Origin of the sequence: Streptomyces cahuitamycinicus, assembly GCF_002891435.1 — a bacterium.
GTDB lineage: Bacteria > Actinomycetota > Actinomycetes > Streptomycetales > Streptomycetaceae > Streptomyces > Streptomyces cahuitamycinicus.
Map to the genome: position 1 here is coordinate 1 of NZ_POUC01000371.1, position 7,937 is coordinate 7,937.

A 7,937-nucleotide genomic window follows, 5' to 3' on the forward strand; every position below is an offset into this window, starting at 1 on the left:
CCCGGGGACGGGTCACCCCGCCCCCGGGCCGAAACAGCGGCGGCGCACCCGTGGCGGGTCGTCACGCTCCGATTCCGGGCCGCGCCGGTCGCCTGATTTCAGGCGGCGCACGTATTCAGGCGGCGCACCGTTTCAGGCGGCGCATGCTTTCACGCGGCGCACGCTTTCAGGCGGCAGCCTCCCGCTCCCCCGCCGTCCGCGGCAGCCACAACCACATCAGTGCCGCCCCGGCCGCCAGCACCACGGCCCCCACCCGGAACGCGAGTGCGTAGCCCTCCGTCAGGGCCTGCGGAGTCGCGCTGCCCGCCGACTCGGCCGCCGCCAGGGTGGACATGACCGCCAGGCCCAGGGAACCACCCATCGTGCGGGACGTGTTGACGAGGCCGGAGACCAGGCCCGCCTCCTGAGGGGCGGCGCCGGACGTGGCCAGGGAGGCCAGAGGGGTCGCGGCCAGGCCCGCGCCGAGCATCATGAGGGCGCCGGGGACGAGGATCGCCGTGGTGTAGGAGCCGTCGGACGTCATCGTGGACTGCCAGGCGAAGCCGGCCACGGCGACCACGGTTCCGAGCACGGCGACGTTGCGCGGGCCGATCGGCCGCATCAGGCGGGGCGCGAGCTTGGAGCCCAGGATGACGGCGAGGGAGCTCGGCACCAGGGCGAGGCCGGCCTCCAACGGGGTGTAGCCGAGGACGTTCTGCGCGTACAGGGTCATGAAGAACCACATGCAGAACATCGCCGAACCGCACAGGAACATCGAGACGTTCGCGGAGGAGACCGAGCGGATGCGCAGGAGGCCGAGCGGCATGAGCGGACTCGCCGTGCGGGCCTCGACCGCGAGGAACGCCCCGAGCAGGGACAGGCCGGCGAGCAGCGGCAGCAGGGTGGCCGGTGCCGTCCACCCCGCCGCCTCCGTCTGGGAGATGCCGTAGGCCAGCGTGCCGAGCCCGGCCGTGACGAGCAGCGCGCCGGGCAGGTCGAGCCGACGCCCGTCACCGGCCCGGCCCTCGACGAGGAACCAGGCGGCCGCGCCCAGCACCACGGCCCCGACGGGCACGTTGATCAGCAGCACCCACCGCCACGACAGCGTCTCCACCAGCAGCCCGCCGACCAGGCCGCCCGCGGCGCCACCGCCGGCCCCGACCGCCGTCCACGTGCCGATGGCCCTGGCCCTGGCCGCTCCCTCAGGGACCGACGCCGTGAGGATCGTCAGCGTCGAGGGCGCCAGCACCGCCGCGCCGAGACCCTGCACGCCCCTCGCCACCAACAGCTGCCAGTCGTCCTGCGCCAAGCCGCCGGCCGCCGAAGCCAGGGTGAACAGCCCGAGCCCCACGAGGAACATCCGCTTGCGGCCGTAGAGGTCCCCGGCCCGGCCGCCGAGCAGCATGAACCCGGCGAAGGCGATGGCGTAGGCGTTCACGACCCACTGCAGGCCCTGCTCGCTGAGCCCGAGTCCGGTCCGCATGGACGGCAGGGCCACGTTGACGACCGAGACGTCCAGCACGACGAGGAACTGCCCGGCACACGTGAGCGCCACGACGAGCCACATCGGCGGCGCCCCGCCCGGACGCGGCCGGGACAGCCGGGGCATGCGGAAGGGGCGGGACGGGCTGGCGGTGGCGGCGTCGGCGGATTCAGGCATGGGTGTCATGCTCTCAACTACCTTGCACCACTTGCATCGGGATTTCACCTGGCCGGTCCGGTCTCTCGGCCCCGGGACCTTCCAGAGGCCGGCCCCGGCTGGGGGCGGTTCCGGGGGTGGACGGTCATCCGCAGGCTGCGCGGCCGTACGGTGAGCCGGGCGACCTGGCGGATGACCTGGCCCTCGGCGAGTTCCAGCCGTACCGAACGCAGCATCGTCGCGAGCGCCGTGACCATCTCGGTGAGGGCGAGACGGTCCCCCATGCACTTGTGCTTGCCGTCCCCGAAGGGCAGGAACGCGCCCGGCGGAGGCTCCTTCTGCGCGGGGTCGGTCCACCGGTCCGGGTCGAAGGCGAGCGGGTCGGGGAAGCGCTCGGGGTCGCGGTGCAGGGCGTGCTGGCAGTAGGCCAGCTCGGTGCCGGCGGGCAGCGTCCATTCGCCGAGCCGGGTCTCCTGGGTACAGCGGCGGGTGACCAGCCAGCCGGGGTGGTGCAGCCGCAGGGTCTCGGTGATCACCCGGTTCAGGTACGCCAGCCGGGTCACGTGGTCGAAGGTGACCGGCCGTTCGCCGAGGACTTCGTCCAGTTCGGCCAGGACCCGGGTCTCGATGCCGGGGTGGCGGGCGAGTTCGTACAGTGCCCAGGACATGACCGACGCGGTGGTCTCGGTGCCCGCCACGGCCAGGGTGAGGATCTCGGAGCAGATCTGGTGCCCGGTGAGCGGCTCACCGGTCTCCTCGTCGACGGCGCGCAACAGCATGGAGAGCATGTCCCCGGTGTCGTGCCCGGAGGCCTGCAGTTCCTCGACGGCGGCGTTGACGGTGGCGCGTACTCCGGCCTGGGCCCGGTCGAAGCGGCGGTTGAAGGGCAGCGGCAGGCGCTCGGCCCAGTCGGGCAGCATGATGCGCACGCCGACGTCGTTCAGCACCACCGACAGGTCGCTGCGCAGCCGGCGGAAGACGGCGTCGTCGAGGCTGCCGGCGAACACCGTCTTGGCCAGCATGTCGAGACTGAGCCCGACCATCGCCTCGCGTACGTCGAGGCTCCGTCCGGGCTCCCAGTCGGCGACCGTGGCCGTCACCTCGGCGCGCATGATGTCGACGTACCGGCTGATCTCGGTGTGGGCGAACGCCGGTTGCAGCTGGCGGCGTTTGCGTACGTGGTTGCGGCCGATGGCGGTGACGACACTGTCGCCCAGCAGCTGGCCCAGCTTGTCGTAGAGCCGGCCCTTGTCGAGGGTGGGGCCCAGCGCCTTGAGCATCTGGTGGATCAGGGCCGGGTCCTGGACCACGACGGTGCGCGTCCCGGGTTGCAGGACGATCTCGACGAGTGGTTCCCGCGTCTCGCGCAGCGAGTCGATGAAGCCGAGGTTGTCGCGCATCTTCAGAGCGTGGCCGATGAACGGAAACGATCCTGCGGCCCGGGGTATGGGGGGAGGCGCAGTGGACGTCACGGGTCATCCCTTCAGGGCAGTCGTGGACGCCCCTATGACTTCCCTGGACTTTCGCCGGCGCAATCCCGCCATGAACGTGTCATGCGCCACCCGACGCCGGCCGAGGACGCGGACCCGGGGGCCCGGGCCCGCCGCACAATCCCCCGGCCACACCAAGAGAGGGTCAAGTTTTCGTTAGGGTGCCGAAGCAACGGAATAGTTGCCTGGACATACGAGGTTCAGACTCCACGTAAACCCGACGCTCCCCGGCCCGGAGGCCCTCCTCAATGACGCAGACGACGACAGACCGCCCCGCCGGCAGAGCGAGCGGGGCCGTGGTCCCGGTGCTCGCCTTCGCGGGCATCGTTGTCGCGGTGATGCAGACCCTGCTCGTTCCGGTGATCAAGGATCTGCCGCAACTGCTGGACACCGCCCCCAGCGACGCCACCTGGGTCCTCACCTCGACCCTCCTGTCGGGAGCGGTGGCCACCCCCATCATGGGCCGCCTCGGCGACCTCTACGGCAAGCGCCGCATGCTGATCCTCAGCCTGGCGGTGATGGTCGTCGGCGCCCTGGTCAGCGCGCTCACCAGCGATCTGCTGCTCATGATCACCGGCCGTGCGCTGCAGGGCTTCGCGATGGGCGCGATCCCGCTCGGCATCGGACTGATGCGCGACATGCTGCCCCGGGAGAAGCTCGGCTCGGCGATGGCGCTGATGAGTTCCTCCATAGGCGTCGGCGGCGGCCTCGCCCTGCCCGCCGCCGCTCTGGTCGCCCAGCACAGCGACTGGCACGCCCTCTTCTACGGCGCCGCCGGCCTCGGCGTCCTCGCCATCGCCCTCACCCTGCTCGTCGTGCCCGAGTCCCCGATGCGCGCCCAGGGCTCCTTCGACCTGCCGGGTGCGATCGGCCTGTCCGCCGGGCTCGTCCTGTTCCTGCTGCCGATCACCAAGGGCAGCGACTGGGGCTGGGCCTCCGGCACCACCCTCGGCCTGTTCGCCGCCTCGGCGGTCGTGCTCGTGCTGTGGGGCGTGATGGAGCTGCGCCTGAAAGCCCCGCTGGTCGACCTGCGCACCACGGCCCGCCCGGCCGTCCTCTTCACCAACCTCGCCTCGATCATGGTCGGCGTCTCCTTCTACGTCGTCTCCCTGGTCCTGCCCCAGCTGCTCCAACTGCCGAAGTCCACCGGCTACGGTCTCGGCCAGTCGATGGTCGTCGCAGGTCTGCTCGTCGCGCCGCTGGGCCTGACGATGATGTTCACGGCGCCCGTCTACGCCCGGCTGTCCGCGAAGTACGGCCCCAAGGTCACCCTGATCCTCGGCCTGCTGATCATCGCTATCGGCTACGGCGCCGGCCTCGGGCTGATGAGCGCCGCCTGGCAGAGCCTGGTCATCTCGGTCCTGCTTGGCGCGGGTATCGGCCTTGCCTACTCCTCGCTGCCCGCCCTGATCGTGGGTGCGGTCCCGGCGTCGGAGACGGGCGCGGCGAACGGCCTCAACACGCTGATGCGTTCCATCGGCACGTCGGTGTCGAGCGCCGTGGTCGGCATGGTGCTGGCGAACACCGCGGACAACGTCGGCGGTGTCGAGATCCCGACCATGCACGGCTTCCGGGTCTCCTTCCTGATCGCGACGGGCGCGGTGGCCGTGGGCCTGCTCCTGGCGCTGTTCCTGCCGGGCGGACGGCCGTCGGACAAGCCGCGGTTGCGCGCGAGCAGCGAGGAGGACGCTGCGCTGGAGCGCGCCGAGCGGGTCCTGCGCGGCTTCCGCGGCCGGGTACTGGCCGCCGACGGTGTTCCGGTCGCCCGCGCCAAGGTCACGCTGATCGACCGCCGCGGCCGCCAGGCGGGCGCGACGCTCTCCGCCGAGGACGGCAGCTACGCGCTCACCGTCCCCGCGCAGGGCGCCTACGTCGTGGCCGCACGTGCCACGGGGCACGGGCCGCTCGCCTCGTCCGCGACCCACGCGGGCGACGAGCGTCCGGTCGACCTGGACCTGCCGCTGCCGGGCGAGACGGTCTCCGCCTGACTCGCGCCCCACCCCTGCTACTCACCGGTACCCCCTGTCGCCCTGCGGCAGGGGGTGCGGCACGATGGGCGCCCTGACCGTCGTACGACCGAGAGGGGAGCCCCCATGTCCGCGGCCCCGAAGCCCGAGATCCTGGCCGCGTTCGAGGCGGCGAAGGGCTTCATGCCCGTCGGTGAGGGCCTGGCGTTGTACGCGGCGGCCGTGGAGGCCGGGCGGCTCGGGCTGCCGCTGCTGGAGGTCGGCACGTACTGCGGCCGGTCCACGATCCTGCTCGCCGACGCGGCCCGCGAGGCCGGGGTCAGCGCGCTCACCGTCGACCACCACCGCGGCAGCGAGGAGCAGCAGCCGGGCTGGGAGTACCACGACCCGGCGACCGTGGACCCGGAGATCGGGCTGATGGACACGCTGCCCACGTTCCGCCGCACGCTCCACGGGGCGGGCCTGGAGGAGCACGTGGTGGCGCTGGTCGGGCGTTCCCCGCGCATCGCCGCGTTCTGGCGTACGCCGCTGGGGTTCGTCTTCATCGACGGCGGCCACACCGACGAGCACGCCACCGCCGACTACGAGGGCTGGGCCCCGCACGTCGCCGAGGGCGGCCTGCTGCTCATCCACGACGTCTTCCCCGACCCGCAGGACGAGTTCACCGGCCAGGCCCCGTACCGCGTCTACCTCCGGGCGCTGGCGTCCGGCGCCTTCACGGAGGTCTCGGCGACGGACTCGCTGCGGGTCCTGCGCCGCACCGGACCGGGCATCTGAGACAACGGCTGATCGTGCGGATCCCGCCCCGCACCAGCCCGGACATCCGAGAGAACGGCTGGGCGGGTGAACTGCACCCTCCGCACCCCTCCCGGTCGGCCCACCGGCGGCGTGGCGCGTCGGCGGGCGACCGCCGCTGCCCAAGGATCCGGGCGCGTGGCACACACCTTCGCAGAGCTCGTGGAGAAGCAACGCGCGGCGGACGAGGCGTACGCCCGCGTGCGTCATCTGCAGGACGCGTACGGGCCGCCCACCCAGACCAAGTGGAGCGACCAGCAGACCACCACCTGGGAGACGGCCTGGCGGGCCTGGCGCGATCTCGCCCGGGACGTCCAGGCGGCGGTGACCGGGTACGCGAAGCAGGAGGGCACCCCGCGCCAGGAGGTGGAGGCGCGGGTGAAGGAGGCGGTACGGCACGGGGACGGCGGCGGGAACGGGACGTAGCCGCCGTCCGATCGGGCCGTCCTCGGCCCGTGGCCCCCGCTGACGGCCGCTAGGGTGGCGGGCGTGTCGTACGTAGGCCCGGACTTCGAACCTCCCCAGAACCGCCGCCCCCGCCGCGGCCCCCTGACCGTCGCGCTCGCCGCGCTGGTGCCGGGGGCGCTGCTCGGCTGGCTGGTGTACGAGACGGTGGGCGGCCCGGGGGACGACGGCGGTTCGGGGCGGGCGACCGTACGGTCCTCCCCGCCCGCCGTGTCGAGCGCCGCGCCCTCCGACGACGCCAAGGAGCCGGGCGCCTCCCCGGAGCCCACGGACACCCCCTCGGCGTCCGCGCCCGCCGCCTCCGGCCCGCTCAAGGGCAAGATCGTCGTCATCGACCCGGGGCACAACCCGGGCAACTTCCGGCACGCGTCCGAGATCAACCGCCAGGTGGACATCGGGACGAACCGGAAGGAGTGCGACACCACGGGCACGTCCACCAACGACGGTTACGCCGAGGCGAAGTTCACGCTGGACGTGGCGCACCGGATGCGCACGCTCCTTCAGGAGCAGGGCGCCACGGTGAAGCTGACGCAGGACGGCGACCGGCCGTACGGGCCGTGCGTGGACGAGCGGGCCCGGATCGGCAACCAGGCGAAGGCCGACGCCGTCGTCTCGATCCACGCGGACGGCTCGGGCGCCGGCAACCGCGGCTTCCACGTGATCCTGCCCGGTGCGGTCAGGGCGGGCGCCGCGGACACCCGGGCGATCGTCGCCCCTTCGCGCGATCTCGGCGAGAGCGTCGCCGGCCGCTTCGTAGCGGTCACGGGCACCGCGCCGTCCAACTACGTCGGCGACGGCGGCGGTCTCGTCACGCGTAAGGACCTGGGCGGTCTCAATCTGTCAACGGTTCCCAAGGTGTTCATCGAGTGCGGCAACATGCGCGATAGCAAGGACGCGGCGCTGCTCACCAGCGGCGCGTGGCGACAGAAGGCGGCGCGAGGGATCTCCGAGGGAATCGTGAGTTTTCTGCGCGGGTAGTCCCGGACCGGCAGATCCCGGCGGACACCCTGACCGGGCGGACGATAGGGTCCTCCTACGATGAGGGGCCACCCCCGCGCTTCACACCGAGTCCGGACGGCGGCATGGTGACAGCGACGCCTCTACCGACGATGAGACGACCTACGAAGGACCTGAAGTGAATATCCGCTCCCTCACTCGGGGCGACGGCGTGGTGATCGGAGCAGCGGTATTGCTGTTGATCGCGTCGTTCCTCGACCTCTACTCGTTCGACAATGTCCCCGACAGCGTCGACCTCCCCAGCCTGTGGGGCAGCGGCCCGGTCGTGTTCAGCGTCGTGCTGGCCGGGATCATCGGCGCCGCCCTCGTCGTCGTCGCGCGGGGTCTGCCGCAGGCCCCGAAGATCGCCGGCCTGGAACTCGCCCCGTTCGGCATCGCCTTCACGGTGTTCGCCGCGTGGAGCGCGCTCGGCAACATCTTCGACGTGCCCGGCGGCTTCGACAACATCGGCGAGAACGGCAGCGTCAACGCCCCGAGCCCCGGCATCGGCATGATCCTCGCCCTCATCGCCACGCTGCTGATGGCCGCCGCCGCCCTCGCGACCCCCCTCGTCCCGGCACTCAAGGGCGCCCTGCTCCCGGCCTG

General features: G+C 72.3%; 6 protein-coding genes and 1 pseudogene. 5 read left to right on the plus strand and 2 right to left on the minus strand.

Annotated features, from left to right (window positions below):
* Positions 1–166 precede the first annotated feature (166 nt).
* Both C1J00_RS33410 and C1J00_RS33415 read right to left on the minus strand, forming a co-directional pair.
* Complete coding sequence (locus tag C1J00_RS33410; protein ID WP_102912716.1) at positions 167–1,648, minus strand: MFS transporter; 1,482 nt, start codon at positions 1,646–1,648, stop codon at positions 167–169.
* A 35-nt stretch (positions 1,649–1,683) separates the two neighbouring features.
* The gene (locus tag C1J00_RS33415; RefSeq protein ID WP_102912717.1) at positions 1,684–3,090 is read right to left on the minus strand and encodes a cytochrome P450; all 1,407 of its coding nucleotides are present in this window, start codon (positions 3,088–3,090) and stop codon (positions 1,684–1,686) included.
* Positions 3,091–3,356: 266 nt separating this feature from the next.
* Between C1J00_RS33415 and C1J00_RS33420 the strand changes: the two genes are divergently transcribed.
* The 5 genes and pseudogenes from C1J00_RS33420 to C1J00_RS33440 form a co-directional block, all read left to right on the plus strand.
* On the plus strand, positions 3,357–5,096 hold the full coding sequence (locus tag C1J00_RS33420) for an MFS transporter (protein WP_102912718.1): 1,740 nt from the start codon (positions 3,357–3,359) through the stop codon (positions 5,094–5,096).
* A gap of 105 nt (positions 5,097–5,201) precedes the next feature.
* Complete coding sequence (locus C1J00_RS33425; RefSeq protein ID WP_102912719.1) at positions 5,202–5,852, plus strand: class I SAM-dependent methyltransferase; 651 nt, start codon at positions 5,202–5,204, stop codon at positions 5,850–5,852.
* Between the two features lie 156 nt (positions 5,853–6,008).
* Positions 6,009–6,296 (plus strand): hypothetical protein, encoded by a 288-nt coding sequence (locus C1J00_RS33430; RefSeq protein ID WP_102912720.1) that lies wholly within the window; start codon positions 6,009–6,011, stop codon positions 6,294–6,296.
* A 63-nt stretch (positions 6,297–6,359) separates the two neighbouring features.
* A complete protein-coding gene (locus tag C1J00_RS33435; protein WP_102912721.1) occupies positions 6,360–7,313 on the plus strand; it encodes an N-acetylmuramoyl-L-alanine amidase in 954 nt (317 codons plus the stop codon).
* A gap of 157 nt (positions 7,314–7,470) precedes the next feature.
* A pseudogene (locus C1J00_RS33440) lies at positions 7,471–7,937 on the plus strand (DUF5336 domain-containing protein); the annotation flags it as partial.

What these genes read in the sequence shown, in the direction of transcription:
- C1J00_RS33425 (WP_102912719.1), top strand. Translation starts at nt 5,202, where the DNA reads ATGTCCGCGGCCCCGAAGCCCGAGATCCTGGCCGCGTTCGAGGCGGCG.
- C1J00_RS33410 (WP_102912716.1), bottom strand. Translation starts at nt 1,648, where the DNA reads ATGACACCCATGCCTGAATCCGCCGACGCCGCCACCGCCAGCCCGTCC.
- C1J00_RS33420 (WP_102912718.1), top strand. Translation starts at nt 3,357, where the DNA reads ATGACGCAGACGACGACAGACCGCCCCGCCGGCAGAGCGAGCGGGGCC.